At 35.5% G+C, this 16,239-nt stretch carries 19 protein-coding genes and 1 riboswitch; of the genes, 6 read left to right on the top strand and 13 right to left on the bottom strand.

What is annotated here, in order from left to right:
• Positions 1-56: 56 nt before the first annotated feature.
• The 3 genes from A6J74_RS13010 (at position 57) to A6J74_RS13000 (ending at position 1,832) form a co-directional block, all read left to right on the top strand.
• A complete protein-coding gene (locus A6J74_RS13010) occupies positions 57-518 on the top strand; it encodes a MarR family transcriptional regulator (RefSeq protein ID WP_080609519.1) in 462 nt (153 codons plus the stop codon).
• Positions 519-646: 128 nt separating this feature from the next.
• A complete protein-coding gene (locus A6J74_RS13005; protein WP_000892698.1) occupies positions 647-1,501 on the top strand; it encodes a patatin-like phospholipase family protein in 855 nt (284 codons plus the stop codon).
• A 127-nt stretch (positions 1,502-1,628) separates the two neighbouring features.
• A complete protein-coding gene (locus A6J74_RS13000) occupies positions 1,629-1,832 on the top strand; it encodes a hypothetical protein (protein WP_000432805.1) in 204 nt (67 codons plus the stop codon).
• A 245-nt stretch (positions 1,833-2,077) separates the two neighbouring features.
• Here A6J74_RS13000 and A6J74_RS12995 read toward each other — a convergent pair whose 3' ends face one another.
• The 4 genes from A6J74_RS12995 to A6J74_RS12980 form a co-directional block, all read right to left on the bottom strand.
• Positions 2,078-3,073, bottom strand: coding sequence for an ABC transporter permease (locus tag A6J74_RS12995; RefSeq protein WP_001054978.1), 996 nt, complete (start codon positions 3,071-3,073; stop codon positions 2,078-2,080).
• A complete protein-coding gene (locus A6J74_RS12990) occupies positions 3,057-4,544 on the bottom strand; it encodes a sugar ABC transporter ATP-binding protein (protein WP_002105611.1) in 1,488 nt (495 codons plus the stop codon). Before A6J74_RS12990 ends, A6J74_RS12995 begins: the two co-directional genes overlap by 17 nt.
• Complete coding sequence (locus A6J74_RS12985) at positions 4,541-5,653, bottom strand: sugar ABC transporter substrate-binding protein (RefSeq protein WP_000732072.1); 1,113 nt, start codon at positions 5,651-5,653, stop codon at positions 4,541-4,543. Before A6J74_RS12985 ends, A6J74_RS12990 begins: the two co-directional genes overlap by 4 nt.
• Before the next feature lie 88 nt (positions 5,654-5,741).
• A riboswitch (SAM riboswitch) is annotated at positions 5,742-5,847 on the bottom strand.
• 91 nt (positions 5,848-5,938) lie between these two features.
• Positions 5,939-7,240, bottom strand: coding sequence for an NCS2 family permease (locus tag A6J74_RS12980; protein ID WP_000482720.1), 1,302 nt, complete (start codon positions 7,238-7,240; stop codon positions 5,939-5,941).
• A 202-nt stretch (positions 7,241-7,442) separates the two neighbouring features.
• Here A6J74_RS12980 and A6J74_RS12975 point away from each other — a divergent pair, with 202 nt between their 5' ends.
• The 3 genes from A6J74_RS12975 (at position 7,443) to A6J74_RS12965 (ending at position 9,494) form a co-directional block, all read left to right on the top strand.
• Positions 7,443-8,309 (top strand): SDR family oxidoreductase, encoded by an 867-nt coding sequence (locus A6J74_RS12975; protein ID WP_001136297.1) that lies wholly within the window; start codon positions 7,443-7,445, stop codon positions 8,307-8,309.
• Between the two features lie 68 nt (positions 8,310-8,377).
• Positions 8,378-9,139 (top strand): L,D-transpeptidase, encoded by a 762-nt coding sequence (locus A6J74_RS12970; protein WP_000756371.1) that lies wholly within the window; start codon positions 8,378-8,380, stop codon positions 9,137-9,139.
• Between the two features lie 103 nt (positions 9,140-9,242).
• Positions 9,243-9,494, top strand: coding sequence for a hypothetical protein (locus A6J74_RS12965; protein ID WP_000834196.1), 252 nt, complete (start codon positions 9,243-9,245; stop codon positions 9,492-9,494).
• Positions 9,495-9,527: 33 nt separating this feature from the next.
• Here the strand turns inward: A6J74_RS12965 and A6J74_RS12960 are convergent, their stop codons facing one another.
• The 9 genes from A6J74_RS12960 to A6J74_RS12920 all read right to left on the bottom strand — a co-directional run bounded on the left by A6J74_RS12960 (position 9,528) and on the right by A6J74_RS12920 (position 16,217).
• On the bottom strand, positions 9,528-9,743 hold the full coding sequence (locus A6J74_RS12960; protein ID WP_001115393.1) for a DUF1540 domain-containing protein: 216 nt from the start codon (positions 9,741-9,743) through the stop codon (positions 9,528-9,530).
• A 72-nt stretch (positions 9,744-9,815) separates the two neighbouring features.
• Positions 9,816-10,271 carry a thioredoxin family protein gene (locus A6J74_RS12955; protein ID WP_000738448.1) on the bottom strand — a complete coding sequence of 152 codons (456 nt, stop codon included), beginning with the start codon at positions 10,269-10,271 and terminating at the stop codon, positions 9,816-9,818.
• 12 nt (positions 10,272-10,283) lie between these two features.
• Complete coding sequence (locus A6J74_RS12950) at positions 10,284-10,703, bottom strand: disulfide formation protein C (RefSeq protein ID WP_000532269.1); 420 nt, start codon at positions 10,701-10,703, stop codon at positions 10,284-10,286.
• Between the two features lie 164 nt (positions 10,704-10,867).
• Positions 10,868-11,116: a YhdB family protein gene (locus tag A6J74_RS12945; protein ID WP_001195459.1), complete on the bottom strand. Its 249-nt coding sequence runs from the start codon at positions 11,114-11,116 to the stop codon at positions 10,868-10,870.
• Positions 11,117-11,233: 117 nt separating this feature from the next.
• Positions 11,234-11,743 carry a PCYCGC domain-containing protein gene (locus A6J74_RS12940; protein ID WP_000761017.1) on the bottom strand — a complete coding sequence of 170 codons (510 nt, stop codon included), beginning with the start codon at positions 11,741-11,743 and terminating at the stop codon, positions 11,234-11,236.
• A 45-nt stretch (positions 11,744-11,788) separates the two neighbouring features.
• Entirely contained in the window at positions 11,789-12,898 is a 1,110-nt protein-coding gene (locus A6J74_RS12935; RefSeq protein ID WP_000840374.1) for a GerAB/ArcD/ProY family transporter, read from the bottom strand.
• Positions 12,899-12,911: 13 nt separating this feature from the next.
• Positions 12,912-13,994 (bottom strand): spore germination protein GerYC, encoded by a 1,083-nt coding sequence (gene gerYC / locus A6J74_RS12930; RefSeq protein ID WP_000789833.1) that lies wholly within the window; start codon positions 13,992-13,994, stop codon positions 12,912-12,914.
• Positions 13,991-15,496 carry a spore germination protein gene (locus A6J74_RS12925; protein ID WP_000489316.1) on the bottom strand — a complete coding sequence of 502 codons (1,506 nt, stop codon included), beginning with the start codon at positions 15,494-15,496 and terminating at the stop codon, positions 13,991-13,993. Before A6J74_RS12925 ends, gerYC begins: the two co-directional genes overlap by 4 nt.
• Positions 15,497-15,620: 124 nt before the next feature.
• The gene (locus tag A6J74_RS12920; RefSeq protein WP_000276986.1) at positions 15,621-16,217 is read right to left on the bottom strand and encodes a hypothetical protein; all 597 of its coding nucleotides are present in this window, start codon (positions 16,215-16,217) and stop codon (positions 15,621-15,623) included.
• Positions 16,218-16,239: the final 22 nt, after the last annotated feature.

The following is a 16,239-nucleotide window of genomic DNA, read 5'->3' as shown; positions in this document are numbered from 1 at the left end:
ATTTTAAAATGGTATATAGTTAAATTGTTTCTTTGGAAACTTAGGAGGCGAATGGATTGGAACGTACAGCGAAACAAATGGAAATAATTTCGGATATTCGTACACTTTTTCATAAAAAAGAAGAGCATTTGAAAGAAAATAATGAGAAGTTTCTTCGTGAAACAGGTGTAAGTGGTATGTCTTTATCTGAGTTACATGTTATCGAGTGTATCGGACAAAATGGTCTCATGAATGTAACGGCTATTACGACAGAAATGGGAATGACGAAGGGCGCGATCTCTAAAATTTGTACAAAGTTATTTCAAAAGCAGTTCGTTGAGAAGATGCAAATGTTAGATAATCAAAAAGAAATTTTCTTCCGCTTAACGGAAAGAGGAAATGAAATATATAAAGCTCATGAAAAGTTGCATAAACAAGCGGAAGAAAAGTGGCTGTTACTTTTAGATGGATATACGAAAGAAGAGCAAGATTTTATTCAAAGGTTTATAAAGGATATCTCTGATCATTTGGAAATATAATTGGAAGAAAAAATACTTTTTTCTCAAGCCTTTTGAATATAATTTCTGAAAGAACTCATATATAATAGAAAAAGATACTTAACATAGTGAATAATTAAAGAGTCAATATATATAGAGGAGAGAGTAACATGCTTGAAAATACGGGGTTAGTATTAGAAGGCGGCGGTATGCGTGGTGTATATACGGGCGGGATATTAGAATATTTTATGGAACAAGATTTATATTTTCCATATGTGATTGGTGTCTCGGCTGGTGCTTGTCATGCAGCGTCGTATCTTTCCAGACAAAGAAATAGAAATAAAACAGTCAATATTGATTATGCATCACATCCACAATATTTATCGTATAAAAACTTGTGGAAAAAACGTCAACTATTCGATATGGATTTCATTTTTCATGAAATTCCAGAAAAGCATGTGCCGTTTGATTTTGAAACATACTTCAATAGTCCAGAGCGTTTCCTTGTAGGGACAACAGATTGTGAAACAGGACAATCTATTTACTTTGAAAAAGAGGGAACGAATGATGATGCGCTAAATTTATTACAAGCATCTAGTTCATTACCTTTCATTGCACCAGTAGTAAATTACCGCGGTAAGCAATTGTTAGATGGCGGGATTTCTGATCCGATTCCAGTTCGTAAAGCGCAAGAAGACGGATTTAAAAAATCAGTCGTTATTTTAACGAGAAATCATGGTTACGCAAAGAAAAAATCAAAGTTTGGATGGGTTGCAGCGAAAGCTTATAAAAAATATCCGAACCTTGTTAACACGATGCTGAATCGTTATGAGGTGTATAACGAAACGCTGCACTACATTGAAAAAGAAGAGCAAGCGGGTAATTTATTTGTGATCCGCCCAGAAGTGCCACTTCAAGTAGATCGTATGGAAAAAGATACAGCAAAATTACAAAGTTTATATGAGCAAGGCTATGAGGATGCAAAGAGACAATTTGCAGATTTACAGGCGTTTTTGCAAAAATAAATATTAGGCTGCGGAGAAGAATTTCTCTGCAGTCTTTTTTATTAGTGGTTTCAATACCGAATGTTGGTTATACAAATTTTCGTAATATGGTATAATATGGATAAAGGTATGTAGAGAGGTGATACATATGGAAAATGTATATAAAGGACTTAGACATACTGGATTTATTATGTTGCTTATTTTTGGTGGTGTATTTTTATTTCGTTTGCTCATGCATGATGAAATGTTATTAGATCAGCTTATTGGTTTTAGTATAGGAATGGTAATGATTATTTCATCAGTGTTCATTCAAAAGTATAGTAAAGAATTACAGGTAAATGAGAAATATTAAAGGTTTCTAACCTCTTTTAATTAGTTTGGTCGTAGAGGAGGTTTTCATTTCTTCTATTATTTATGTATTTAATAATGGAATGGGAGAGCTGATGATAGCAATCTTCTTAGGTGTTATAGCAATAGCGAACGGTCTTCTGCTCCTTGCGTTGAAAGTAGTTCGTGTGATTGTTGCAAAAGGAAAGTAGCGCATCGAATTCGATGCGCTACTTTTTATCCCGCTATTTGCCCGTAAAAGCCTTCACTTTATTTACGCTTCTTTTTAATAAATGAAAAGGCTAAAGCAGCAATTAAAATACTGCCTTTAATGATATCTTGTGCATAATAAGGAACGTTCATCATTGTAAGGCCGTTTAATATGATCCCGATTAATACGGAACCAAGAAATGTTCCGATGACATTTGGTTTCTTAGCACCGAACATTGCATAACCGATATAGGCAGCGGCAACTGCATCCATTAATAATGGGGCGCCAGCTGAAACTTGTCCTGTGCCAACGCGGCTACATAGAATAATTCCGCCAATAGAGGCAAGTAAACCGCTAATCATATAGGCATATACACGGTAACGATCAGTAGGAATACCAGCTAGTCTAGCAGCTTCTCGATTCCCACCTGTCATATAAAAGAAACGACCGTACGTTGTTTTTTCTAAAAATACATATGCAATCAAAACGACAATAAGCATGATAATGACAGGGACTGGAATTCCTAAGACAGAACCTTGACCGATAAATAAAAAGGATGGAATAAAATGTCCTTTGGCACCAGACATTCCTTCATAAATAGAAGATCCTTTTGAAAATGTTAAGTGTAGTCCATTCACGATATACATAATACTTAATGTAGCTAGTAAATCTGGTAGTTTAATTCGGATAACGAGTAGTGCATTTAATAATCCAACTAATAGCCCACAAAGAATAGGAACAAGGAGTGTGACTAATAGTTCTTGTCGATATAAAACGAGACAGGAAGCGGCTGCAATGGTTGCTAAACTAGCGGTAGAGCCGACTGATAAATCAAACCCATCTACAATTAATGTAAAGGTAACACCAATTGCAAGTAACGTTACGATAGAAATGGAGCGTAAAATATCACTAATATTGTTGTACGTTAAAAAAGAATCGTTGACGATAGAGAAGAAAATTGTAACACCTATAATGATAGCAATCGTACTAAATTGATAAAAAAGATGAGTAGGTAAATATAGTTTCTTAGTTTTTGTTTTATGAACGAGATTCAATGGAATAACTCCCTTCAGATAAATGTAAAAGCTGTTCAGGAGATAGTTCGTTTGGTAAGTATTCACCTACAAATTCTCCGTTTGCCAGTATAAGAATGCGATCAGCGATATGTAGTGCTTCATCTTGTTCTCCTGTGAAGTAAATTACGGAACTCCCGTTTTCAGTAATGTTACGAATGAATTGAAAAATGTCTTGTTTTGCAGCTATGTCTACACCTTTAGTTGGCTCGTCTAAAAGAAAGAGATTCGGTTTGAATCCATGCCACTTTGCAATCGAGACTTTTTGTTGATTTCCACCGCTAAGTGAATGAATAAAGGCTTTTGGGTCATTCGGTGAAATGCTGAAAGAAGAAATTGCCGCAGTAGCATTATTTAATTCGGTTTGTTTTCGTCTCCAACCTGATTGGTGTAAATTCGTGTGGCTTATAATATCTTCCGAAAGAAATACGCCTTGTTTTCTTCTTTCTTCTGGTACAAGTGCGATTTTCGCTTTAATCGCATCTCGCGGTGTTTTAATCGTTATATTTTGACCGTTTATTTCTGCGTGATAAGTATGATGAGCACCAAATAACGTTTCAGCAAGTGTTGTTTTGCCACTGCCAATTAATCCGTATATCACAACAGTTTCACCTTTCCGTACGGTGAGAGAAAGGGGAGAATGGTTTTTGTGTAATGGAAGTTCTTGTACTTTAAAGAATTCTTCGTTCCCTCGTTTTGGTGCTGCATTAATAGGAAGTGTAAGTTGTTTTCCAGTCATCGATTCTACAATTTGTTGATCTGTAACCTTTGTAATCGCATCAGAAAGTGCGACTTTACCATTATGTAATACAGTTACATCATCCGCGAAATTTCGAATCTCTGATAAACGATGAGAAATTAAGATGATGCCAATTCCTTTTGATGTTAAATCTTTTAATAGTTGCCCGAAGGTTTCAATTTCTTTCGGTCCAAGAGAAGAAGTAGGCTCATCTAATAAAAGATAATTTGTATTGTTGGATAAAGCTCTTGCGATAAGAAGTAATTGTTTTTCATGTAATGAGCAGTTTGAAACATCTTCAAAAATATTTAAATCAGCCTGTACAGTTTGCAAATGTTGTTTAGCGAGTGCGACTAATTTTGACTTTGAAAATAGTACTTTATTTTGCATTGCTAAATGATCGATAAGTACATTTTCTAATACAGATAATCCCGGAATAAGTCCGTGGTCTACTTCTTGTGTTACGAAAGAAATACCGTGCTTTTTTGCATCGCGTGGCGAAGGAAAGGAAACAGACTGATTATCAATTTTTATATCGCCAGCAACTGGTTGAATTTCACCAGTTGCTATTTTCAGTAGAGTACTTTTCCCAGCACCGTTCATTCCTAGTAGGGCATGAACTTTTCCTTTTTGAATATGGATAGAAACATCTTCTAGAACAGGTGTAGCGGCATGATAAGAATGTGTAATGTTTTGAAGAGAGAATGTCATCATTTTTTCTCCTTCTCTAATTTTTTCATCCAAGGAGAATACGCATCTTTCGAGTCTCCCCAACCGTTTATATGTTTTGATAATTGATCCATTGTTATATTTTCTTTTGGTAAACTATTTTTCTTTACTAAATAAGGTTCTAGTGAATAAATATCTGGCGTTTGTTCACCGGCAATTTTTTTGTATAAGAATCGTACTTGAACTTTCCCTACTTCAGCTGGATCCGTTGCAGCCGTAGCAGACCAAGGTGAGTTTTCTTTTTGCATAAGTTGTAAATCTTCATTACTTAAGTCAATGCTGTATACTTTTATATCTGTACGACCAGCTTGTTCAAGTGCTTTAACAGCTCCTTTAGCAAACTCATCCCACGAAGCGAAAATGGCTTGTAAATCTCCTTCTTTCGGATATTTTTTTAGTAAAGCTTCTACTTGTGTTTGTGTATCAAGTGGTGTGTTATTACTAGCAGTACCGAATCGCGCAACTTCTTTTATATTTGGATACCGTTTATAAAAAGCATCAATGATAACGTTACGACGTTCCATTGGAGCAAATCCGCCAACCCATACGACTGCGATATTTCCTTGTCCATTCAAATCTTCTGCTAACGTTTTTAATGATTTCCATGCAAGACTATAGTCATCTTGATCAATAATCGTTACACCTGGTAAGCGTAGATCGTTATCAAACGCGACTACGGGAATGTTCGCCTGTAACGCTTTTTCTACCCCAGGTTTTAATGCTTCAGATCGGCCATGATCAATTAAAATACCATCCACTTTTGAATTAATAGCAGTATCTAAATTTGCAGCCATTTTTGCTAAATCGTTATCAGAATTGTAGACTTGTACACTACCGCCAAATAGCTCGACTTGTTTTTTGACGCCCTCAATATATTGAGAGGAAAAAGTTCCGATAGACATTTGCATAATTAATGCGATTTTTAATGGCTTTTTTATTTGCTTTGGAATTTCTGTTTGTAAATGATTTTCAACTGTTGTAGTTACTTTTTTCACCGTTTGTTGCTTTTGTGAAGAGATAGCATCTTGTTCATTTGTACAAGCCGTCAATGTAAGTAATAGAAAAATAAGTACGATGGAACACAATTTTTTCATAAAAAAATCCCTCCTAAACTAAGAAGAGAGGGGAGGGAGTGAAAATAAAAAACGCCTTTTCATATAGAAAAGACGTCTTATCATATTACTCTTATCTTTCAACACAACGTGTTGTAAGAATTAGCACCGTGCCCATAAATGGGTCGGTTGCCGGGCTTCGTAGGGCTCATCCCTCCACCTGCTCTTGATAAGACATCGAATATTTAACTATTTTGAATTATTCCATGATTCTGTACAGTTGTCAAATGTTTTTTGAAAATAAAAAATCCCTCAGAAAGAGGGATTTTAATGTGGTAAGAATATCAATTGATAAGCGAACAAGATTCCGAATACATACACAAGTGGGTGAACAGAACGGAATTTACCTTTTGCCACTTTCATAAGTGGGTATGAAATAAATCCAAGTGCGATACCTGTTGCGATACTTGATGTAAGTGGCATGCTTAAGATTACTAAGAATGCTGGGAATGCTTCATCAAATGAATCCCAATCGATGTGGCGAACTGAACCCATCATAAGACTACCAACGATAATTAGTGATGGTGCAGTAATAGCTGATACACCAGATACAGCGCTCACTAATGGTCCAAAGAAAGCTGCTAATGCGAATAGAACAGCTACTGTAACTGTTGTTAAACCAGTACGGCCACCAGCTGCAACACCAGCAGAAGATTCAATGTAAGCTGTTGATGGTGTTGTTCCGAACATAGAACCGATTGTTGCTGAGAATGAGTCAGATAGAAGAGCTCGTCCTGCTTTTGGAAGCTTTCCGTCTTTCATAAATCCACCTTGTTGCGCAACGCCAAGTAGTGTACCTGTTGTATCGAATAGTGTAACAAGGAAGAATGAGAATACAACGCCGTATAATCCGTAGTTAATTACATCAGATACAGCAGTAATTGGATTTGATACGATAATACCTTCTGGTAATCCAGGCATTGATGTAACACCGTTTGAGAACGTTAATTGTCCTGTGAAGAAAGCGATAAGACCAGTTAATAGCATGCCGATAAATAGCGCACCATTTACATTTAAAGACATAAGGACAATTGTAATTCCAAGTCCAGCTAATGCTAGTAGAACTGGAGCAGAGTGAAGATCACCAAGTCCAACTAAGTTTGCATCGTTTTTTGTAACGATACCTGTTAAACGTAAACCGATAAAGGCGATAAATAGTCCGATACCAGCAGTAATTGCGTGTTTTAAGTTTTCAGGAATGGCTTCCATTAATTTTGTACGGAAAGATGTGAATGATAACAAAATTAAAATCATACCTGCTACGAATACAGCAGAGAATGCAATTGCGAAAGTCATGCCTTCATGAGCTTTTACAACAGAGTAAGAGAAGTAAGCATTTAATCCCATACCTGGTGCAATTGCGATTGGTAAGTTTGTAAAGATCGCCATAAATAATGTTCCGACAACAGCAGCGATAATTGTTGCTGTAAATGCTTGTTCAAATGGAACACCTGCATCCCCAAGGATGACAGGGTTTACGACAATGATATATGCCATTGTTAAGAAGGTAATAATACCTGCCATAATTTCAGTTTTAATAGAAGTTTTATGTTTTGAAAGGTTAAACATATAAACATCCTTTCTGTTTACGAATAATTTTCACAACAGTTATATATAATATTCGTTTTTTAACTATTTTGCAATAGTTTTGTATAAAAAGTTTACAACAATTCATATTTTGTGTCTTAAATTCGAATATTAATCGTAAAACTATGTGTGAATTGTAATTTTTTATTGTGCACATGATAAGGAAAAGGAGCTGAAGGAAGTTATGCCACAGCAAAAAAGCTTTTTAACAATGCCAGCCCAACATCAAAATAAACAGCCTGGTATTGAATCATTAATGAATCCACTTCCGCAGTTTGAAGATCCCAATTATAAGGGAAGTGAAAAGTTAAAGGGGAAGAATGTGTTAATTACAGGGGGAGATAGCGGGATTGGACGAGCTGTTTCCATCGCTTTTGCAAAAGAGGGTGCAAATATTGCAATTGCTTATTTAGATGAGGAGGAGGATGCGAATGAGACGAAACAACGTGTTGAAAAAGAAGGTGTAAAGTGTGTATTACTACCGGGAGATTTAAGTAATGAACAACATTGTAAAGATATTGTGGAAGAGACTGTTTCGCAGTTAGGTGGTTTAAATATTGTTGTGAATAACGTCGCACAGCAATATCCGCAGCAAGGACTAGAATATATTACAGCAGAACAGCTAGAAAAAACATTCCGTATTAATATTTTTTCTTATTTTCACGTTACGAAAGCAGCACTTTCTCACTTCAAACAAGGGGATGTCATTATAAATACGGCGTCTATCGTTGCATATGAAGGAAATGAAACTTTAATTGATTATTCTGCAACGAAAGGAGCTATCGTTGCTTTTACAAGATCTCTCTCTCAATCGTTAGTGCAAAAAGGAATTCGTGTAAATGGTGTTGCGCCAGGCCCGATTTGGACACCTCTTATTCCATCGAGCTTTGGTGAGAAGAAAGTGTCACAGTTTGGAAGCAATGTTCCGATGCAAAGACCTGGTCAGCCATATGAATTAGCACCAGCATACGTATACTTAGCATCGGACGATTCATCTTATGTTACGGGGCAAATGATACATGTAAACGGAGGCGTTATCGTAAATGGATAGTTTTCATTTATAAGAGCAAAGTAAAGCTAATTGCATTTATTATGATGTTAGTGCTAGGGAGGATTTAGATGAAAAAAGTATTGTTTATCGTAATCCTATTTTTCTGCCTACCAGCTAGCGTTTTTGCTAATACAGATCATTTAATATTAGTTAATCTTACGACGAATCAGCTGTCTTTCTTTGAAGAAGGAAACTATACGAGAACGTTTCCGATAACGACTGGAAGAGATCGTACACCTACGCCAGAAGGTAATTTTTGTATTATAACTAAATATAAAAATAAAGAATACCATCGAAAAAAGATACGTGGTGGTGCACCAAACAACCCTCTCGGTACGAGGTGGCTTGGACTAGATAAAAAGGAATATGCGATTCACGGGACAAATCGGGAATGGACGATTGGAAGTAGGGAATCAAATGGTTGTATTCGCATGCATGACAAGGATATACAATGGTTATATGACCGAGTACAATTACAAACAAAAGTAATCATTTCTCGTTTTCATATGAGTCCGGAATATGAGGCAAATACACTTGGTTATCGTGTTGTGAGTTGGAATGGTCGTAAAGTAGAAGAAGAGCAAATAGGAATACTTACGTTAGTAGATCGCGCGGATATATATTGGCAAGAACCGAATGGGCAGTTAACAAAAGTGAAAACGGTATTGCCGAATGAAAGATATACGGTGTACTCAAAACGAAAAAATGGAATATATTATATAGGAAACAATTTGTATATTGTAGATGAAACAGGAGAAAAAATTCGTTACGAGCAAATTCCTACTTCGACTTTAAGTAATATATATAAACGGAAATACAATGTTCCGTAATAGCTACCGTTTTATAGGCGGTAGCTTATTTCTACTTGGAGTTTAACTGCAACTATTGTATTTTGCTGAATATAATACAATACAGATAGGGGGCGGTTACATTATGAAAAGCGAATTTGCATTTAAAGTTTTCTTAGTAACGACCTGTTTATTCATTGTGTATTTGTATGCGTTTCTCGTCTTTTCCTTTTATGTTCCATATGTTGATTTAATATTGTTCTTCGGATTTATTTGGGCTTTTGTAAAAGCAAGGGAAGGAGAAAAGAGTATATATAGGCGCATTACCCTATGTGGGACGGTTGTCCTCGTTATTTTGTACTTTTTTATCATGCATGATTTTTGGAGGGGAATGTAAAAAAGCATACGATTCATCGTATGCTTTTTATGTTTAATATTTTGGTTTAAATGTATGGCAACAAGTTTCTACACTCGTTGCTACAGAGCTTTCTAACGTCTCGTTTGTTAAAACCGCGCTTGTATACGAATCATTTTCAGTTTGACCAGCTTCATCTGCATCAGGCTGAACGATGATAGCACTTGCTTGACAAAAGTTACCTTGTCCCCAAAATGAGCAATTGGAAACAGAGCATTTTACTTCTGGCATAAAACCCCCTCCTTATACATTAGTGTGAGGTTTTACGCCCATTTCATGTGTAGAAGGAGTTTCCTTTTCTCGTTATTTCTTCGTTTGCTCAAGCCATTCTTTTAATTTGTCTTTCGATTGTTCGCCGCTAATACGGCTCACTTCTTTACCATCTTTAAAATGAATGATTGTTGGTGTACCTTGAATTTTATATTCATCCCAAGGAGCATCTAATTTTTCAATATCCATAACTTTCATATCAACATTCAAGTCTTTAGCCATAGGTACTACGACAGGAGATAATTTTTGGCAATGAACGCAAGATGTTTGATAAAAGTATACTGTTTCTTCTTTTTTCTCTTTTAAATTCTTTTGGAGATCTGAAAGAGAGATTTTATTTGTGTAGTAGTCAGCACCATCTGTTTGACTACCAGTAGCATTATCAATTTTTTGGCTAGTTGAAGCATTTTTTTCTTCCATTTGTGTGACAGCGAAAATTGCTACAAACAAGGCAATAATAATACCGCCAAATATAAGCATTTTTTTCATTCTTTCATCTCCTTATTTGTTTTTGATTACGATAAAGCTACAAACAGCGATTGTGATAAAGCCGATAAGTGCTAAAAACGGGATGGTCACAAAGCCGAACCAGTTTATGTATTCTCCCGTACAAGGTACGCGGCCGCAAGCTGCCCCAGCAGCTGAAAATGCTGCGATTTTTTGAATTGCATAGTGATATAAAGAAATACAAGCACCAATACTTGCGATTGGTAAAGAATAACTTGCAATGCGATAGTCTTTCTTTACGACAGCGATACCAAGCCATAAAACAAATGGATACATAAAAATACGCTGATACCAACAAAGGACACAAGGCTCAAATTTCATGATTTCGGAAAAGTATAGACTTCCTAATGTAGCAATAAATGAAGCTCCCCATGCAGTAAGTAAAGCATATTCTTGCTTTTTTTCTCGTCCCATATTTTATACCTCACTTATAATAGTTACATACTAAATTATAGTATGAAGTAGTAGGGAAAAGAAAGAAAAAATATGTTTATCAATAAAAGTTTTATAAGGAGAAACATTTATTGATATCAACATTTTAAAAAGCGCCATTCTCATAAAGAGAATAGCGCTATATTTTACATTTGAATTTGCTCTACTTCTTCTACATGTGACTTTTGAGATGCGTGGTCAATATATTGAAATAGGAGCTGCAATTGTTTATCAACTTCTGGTAGCTCTTTACTGTATTGATAAGCATGTAAAAAATGCTCAATACGCTTAGAAAATAATTGATCGTTCGTCTGAACCATGAGAACGAGTAATTTATCCCAATTACAGCAATACGTGTAATAGAGAGCTTTATCATAGTCGTTATATGTTTGCACTGTGTACCCTCCTTACCGAGAGTTATATATAGTGTGTGATAAGTAAGGAGAAATACACTTGAAAGAATTTGTTAAGAAAAAAAGTGAATGAAAAAAAACGAGGTATTTCCTCGTTTTTTAAGCTTTTGGCATTGGCGTAGGTGTTGGTTTGCCATAGCCTTCTTTGTATTTATTGTCAATATAGTTACGAATTTCAAGCGTTGATTTTCCTTTTTGTTTCATCGTAGCTGATTTAACTGCGATTTCTAGGCAATTGACGCAAGTCGTTGCATGGGAATCCCAAACAACTTCACCATTCTTCTTAATTTCACGAATAAAGCAATTTTTATTGTTTTTATGTCCTACACTTTCACCGCAACCGCAGTAACATGGAATCCAATCTAATAGCTCTGCATTTTGTCCAGCGACAGTGTAAATGTCTTTCATTTGTGGATCAAGCTTGTCTAGGAAGGCAGGAAGTGTGTCGACTCCCTTTGTTTTTTCTTGAATGTCAGCTTGCTGCGTGTGCGATGCATGGTCATGCTCTTCTTTTGATTCAGATGATTTTTTTTCATTTGTACTAGTAGCTCCACATCCAGCAAGAATTAAACTCAGTACTGCAAGTAAAGAAAATACATATTTCTTCATACGCTTGTCCCCTTTACACATGTATTAATCAAATTGTATCAAATATCATGGTGTGTCGGGTGAAGATTCTTTCGACTTATTTTTGAAGCGCCACCGCAATGAATGGAATAGAAATAAGACTGGGATATAAGCGTATACAATATATAAACCAGCTTGAGACAGTACTGTATTCAATGTATTGATACTTTCGCGGTTTGTGAAATACAAGGATGAAATAAATATAGTTGCGATAAAAAATGGCAGTGTAATGTTAAATGGTATGCGAAAAGATTTCTTAGTAATGCAACAAGAAGACCAAATCGTTAAACAAAGGTTAGGTAAAATAATTAGATACCATAAGAAAATAATAATGTACTCAAACCTTTGGATAAAAGGAACCTTAATTATTTTTAGCATCGTTAATGTTGGCCAAATTGTATGATGTAGTTGCCCTTGGCTATAGTACATAAGGGACACAATCGCTAATATTACGTATAGAATGGTTGTAAAAGCAATACCGCTATGTGCCCATTTATTTAACGATTTTCCTTTTTTAATAAATGGATAAAAGATAAGGATTGCTTCAAATCCAAGAAATTCTAATGCAGATGCTTTCGCTGAAGTTAAAATGTCTAAAGGTGAATGAGCGAGAATTGGGAAAATGTTACGGACATGTGCGTATTTCATTGGGAAAACTAAGAAAAGTAGTACGAAAATCGGTATTATGACACCCCAAAAACATATTCCTGTTACAGAACGAAAGCCGCCTCTAATTATGTAATAAGTTACAAGTAAAAATAGTAAAGTTAATTTCCACGGTTTAATTGTAGGAAAGACCCAAACTTGAATGACTTCAATATATGTACGAAGAACAGTAAGACAAAATAATAGAAGGTATGCGGCAAAACATACGGAAAAAAATGTTCCAATCCACTTTCCAAAACATGTCGTATGAATATTCATTAAATCATTATCTTTTTCTAACATTTTAAGCATACAAAATAAAACGATATGAGTTGCAATACCAGCGATAATAAGAGAAATCCAAGCATCATAACCGGCATATTGCGCAATAATTCTTTGGTACCCTAACACACCTACTCCAATTTGAAGGGAGTGTAATAGAAGGAATGTGAAATAAGGGGAAACAGTATGTGTTTTATCTTGTTCAGCCATTATAGCACCTCCACTATTCTCCGATACCAGATTGCACGACATTGATTTGCACATGAACAGCAACGTCTACATTAGGGTACATTTCTTGAATTTGTTTTATAGTCCATTTTCTTGAATGACTACGAATTTCTTCTCGTATACCTATTGGATCAATTTTTTTTTCTTGGAATTGTTTTATTAATTCGTTTAAATGTTTCTCAAGCGTTTTTTCTACATGTTTTTTTACGTAAGTTACATTTTCGTTCTTAGATAAATCAAGCCAGTCGGGAGCATTTTTTATGAGTCCATTTAATTTTAAGTGAATGTTAACTTTCGGAATATCACCGTTTTGCGAAAGAGAACAAACACTTTTTCCAGATAAGTTTTGAGTAGCGATCAATCCTTTATGCTTACCTTGACGTATTGGAACTTCGTAGCGACCATTTTTCGTTGGATTAATAAGTAATTTTAATAAAAAAGATTCTTTTTTATCGGTGTACATAACCACTTTATCCTTTTTTAAAAAAGCGAGTCCTTTAATGGAAGCGGACTTGTCTTCATCAACTTTAATATAAGGAAGAAATGGATCGCATCCTGATGAATAAAAGTTATATAAAAAAATATTTAAAGCTGTCCGCGGGATTGTCTCGTTTTTTATATTTTGCTCCAGTAAATCAGATAGATAAAGTGATCCATTTGTTTTAACATGTTTAAGTAATTCTTCTGCTGAACCATCTACCAGTGCTAGCTGTACATCGCGGCCAATGTTAGGGTCACGTTGTAAGTTGTTAATAACATCTCCAATTCCACGTTCACCAAATGCTTTCCCAAATAGGACAACACGCATTTGACCTATAGCGATCGTATGTGGCGATTTTGCGTTTAGAAGGGACGATATAGTTTCAATTGTACCTGCATGAGTTGATTGAGTTTCTGGTTTCGATTGTACTCCTTTTGTGTAATCGGGATATAAAATTGTCCCGCGAAATTTTTTATCTTTCATTATATCGAATCCACCTACGTGAATCATTCGCTGTGTATCAACTATATTTGTTTCTGTACAACCAGATTGAAAAATTAAAATGATAATGGAAAAGCATAATAAAATATTTTTCATTTCTCTTCACCGTCACGTTTTTCTTTCGCTTTGTTTGGGTCATAGCGCCATTTCTTTTTTGGTCTCAGAAAAGAGGCACGCCCAGCAGTTTGACTAAACGGCAAACGAAGGAGTCCTTCTGCTGTCCCTAAACCGCGGAATGGATATAAAGGTAATAAATAAGGTGATCCGAGTGATTTAAGGCGAATTAAATGAGCTAATATGAATACAAATCCGACGATGAGACCAACGCCACCAAACGCTCCAGCTAAAATGATAAGAGGAAATCGTAATATCCGGATTGTAGAAGACATTTTTACTGTCGGTGTTGTAAAAGAAGCAAGCGCAGATAATGCAACCGCAATTAATAAAATCGTACTCGTTAAAGCAGCTTCAACAGATGCTTGCCCAATTACAATTCCTCCAACAATACCAATTGTTTGGCCGACTTTAGTCGGTAAGCGTGCTCCAGCTTCACGCAGTAATTCAATTGTAATTTCTAAAAAAAGAGCTTCCAAAACAGGTGGAAATGGTACATTGGCTCTAGAATAAATAATAGGGCCAAGTAAATCTGCAGGAATCATTTGATAATGATATGTTAATACAGCTGTGTAAATAGCTGAAGAAAATAGAGAGAAAGCTGCTCCAAAAAAACGAACTAATCTAAGAAATGAGCCTGCAATCCATGGTAAATAATAATCTTCTGGCGAGACGAAGAAATCAAGTAACGTCGCTGGTCCAGCTAATGCGTAAGGTGAACCGTCTGTTAAAATAACAACGCCTCCATTCAGTAATGCGTACACCGAGCGGTCTAGCCGCTCTGTAGGTAGTAGAACAGGGAAGGGTGAGTTACTATTATCGCTAATAAACTGTTCAATCATAGTTGCATCAAAAGGAACATCAAAGTCAACGTCTTGTAAGCGCTGCATTGCAGTATTGATGTGTTGTTCATTTGTAATGCCTTCGATGTAAGCAACTATAACCTTTGTTTTTGATATAGAGCCAACTATAACTTCTTTGAAAACTAATTGCTCTGTTACTATATTTCGGCGAAGTAAGTGTGTATTTGTATCAATATTTTCAACAAATCCGACTTTTGGACCGATTACACTATATTCATTTTCGGTATCGTTATATAATCGTGTACCTAAAACTGAACTTTCAGCACGAATAAGTGCATATTCTGCTGCTTGGGAATCGTTTGTTATCTGTATGAGTACATACCCAACTAATAATTTTTCACGAATATCATCAATAGAAGGACTGGTGATGATCCCTTCGAGTGTAACGATATTTGCTATGTCACTTATATTTTCAATGCGATCCAATTCTCTTTTTATAGGTGTTAAAATGAATCGATTAATGAGGAGTGATTCAGCTGTAGATTTATAATAAAACAAACATAGTGTCCCATCTTCTACGATGTTATAAGAAACGAAATCACTAGATTCTTTCATAGTGAGGATAAACTCTGGAATGGAACAGATTGTTTTTTTCTTCTTTTTAGACGATAAACGAAACACTTTCTCACCCCTTACTACATCATTTGTTTATGTTAGTTTTTGGGAAAGACGGGAATTTATACTTCAAAGTTGAAAGTTCATAAAGAAAAGGAAGAGCAGTGAATACCTCTTCCTTTTTTGCGTGTTAATTTGTTTGCTTCTCTTTAATAAGCTTCACTAATTTAATCATCTCTGCTCGTATATCTTCTCTTTTAACATTTAATTTTTCCGCGATTTGTTTAATATCCATACCGTCTTTTTTCATTTTTAGTACATCATCAAGAGGGGTATTACTTTTTTGAGAGATGATTGTTAATACCGTGAGCTGACGTAAGCCGATATTATATTCTTTCATTTTTTGTTTTAGTCCATCTGGTGTGGATTTTTGCATCGTTGCTAATTGTTGCAGTAATGCTTTTTTTGTTTCCTTATTCATATGATGCTTTTTAAGCTTACTTGGATCTACACCGAAATGTTGTGCGGTTTTCTCCCAAGATTTATTTTGCTTATAGTAAGCTAAAACGTCCTTAGTTTCTTTTTTGCTGATTCTTGCAATGTGGGCAGCTTTCCAAATTTCATGTTTATTATAGCCGAGTTTTTCGAGCGACTGCATTTCTTCTTCTGAAATAGGTTTATGATGATGCATTGCAACTTCCTTTGGCGTGGTAGCAGAAGCAGGGAAGGTAGATACCCCGCATAATAATGCGGCCATAGTCATACTTACTGCGATTTTTTTGTACATGTAAACTCCTCCTAGATGGATA

The organism is Bacillus sp. FDAARGOS_235, assembly GCF_002073415.2.
In the GTDB taxonomy this organism is placed as follows: domain Bacteria; phylum Bacillota; class Bacilli; order Bacillales; family Bacillaceae_G; genus Bacillus_A; species Bacillus_A toyonensis.
The sequence above is the reverse complement of the archived record's forward strand: the minus strand, read 5'-3'. Positions and strand labels throughout refer to the sequence as shown.

What these genes read in the sequence shown, in the direction of transcription:
- A6J74_RS13005 (WP_000892698.1), top strand. Translation starts at nt 647, where the DNA reads ATGCTTGAAAATACGGGGTTAGTATTAGAAGGCGGCGGTATGCGTGGT.
- A6J74_RS13000 (WP_000432805.1), top strand. Translation starts at nt 1,629, where the DNA reads ATGGAAAATGTATATAAAGGACTTAGACATACTGGATTTATTATGTTG.
- A6J74_RS12990 (WP_002105611.1), bottom strand. Translation starts at nt 4,544, where the DNA reads ATGATGACATTCTCTCTTCAAAACATTACACATTCTTATCATGCCGCT.
- A6J74_RS12985 (WP_000732072.1), bottom strand. Translation starts at nt 5,653, where the DNA reads ATGAAAAAATTGTGTTCCATCGTACTTATTTTTCTATTACTTACATTG.
- A6J74_RS12980 (WP_000482720.1), bottom strand. Translation starts at nt 7,240, where the DNA reads ATGTTTAACCTTTCAAAACATAAAACTTCTATTAAAACTGAAATTATG.
- A6J74_RS12975 (WP_001136297.1), top strand. Translation starts at nt 7,443, where the DNA reads ATGCCACAGCAAAAAAGCTTTTTAACAATGCCAGCCCAACATCAAAAT.
- A6J74_RS12970 (WP_000756371.1), top strand. Translation starts at nt 8,378, where the DNA reads ATGAAAAAAGTATTGTTTATCGTAATCCTATTTTTCTGCCTACCAGCT.
- A6J74_RS12965 (WP_000834196.1), top strand. Translation starts at nt 9,243, where the DNA reads ATGAAAAGCGAATTTGCATTTAAAGTTTTCTTAGTAACGACCTGTTTA.
- A6J74_RS12960 (WP_001115393.1), bottom strand. Translation starts at nt 9,743, where the DNA reads ATGCCAGAAGTAAAATGCTCTGTTTCCAATTGCTCATTTTGGGGACAA.
- A6J74_RS12955 (WP_000738448.1), bottom strand. Translation starts at nt 10,271, where the DNA reads ATGAAAAAAATGCTTATATTTGGCGGTATTATTATTGCCTTGTTTGTA.
- A6J74_RS12950 (WP_000532269.1), bottom strand. Translation starts at nt 10,703, where the DNA reads ATGGGACGAGAAAAAAAGCAAGAATATGCTTTACTTACTGCATGGGGA.
- A6J74_RS12940 (WP_000761017.1), bottom strand. Translation starts at nt 11,743, where the DNA reads ATGAAGAAATATGTATTTTCTTTACTTGCAGTACTGAGTTTAATTCTT.
- A6J74_RS12935 (WP_000840374.1), bottom strand. Translation starts at nt 12,898, where the DNA reads ATGGCTGAACAAGATAAAACACATACTGTTTCCCCTTATTTCACATTC.
- gerYC (WP_000789833.1), bottom strand. Translation starts at nt 13,994, where the DNA reads ATGAAAAATATTTTATTATGCTTTTCCATTATCATTTTAATTTTTCAA.
- A6J74_RS12920 (WP_000276986.1), bottom strand. Translation starts at nt 16,217, where the DNA reads ATGTACAAAAAAATCGCAGTAAGTATGACTATGGCCGCATTATTATGC.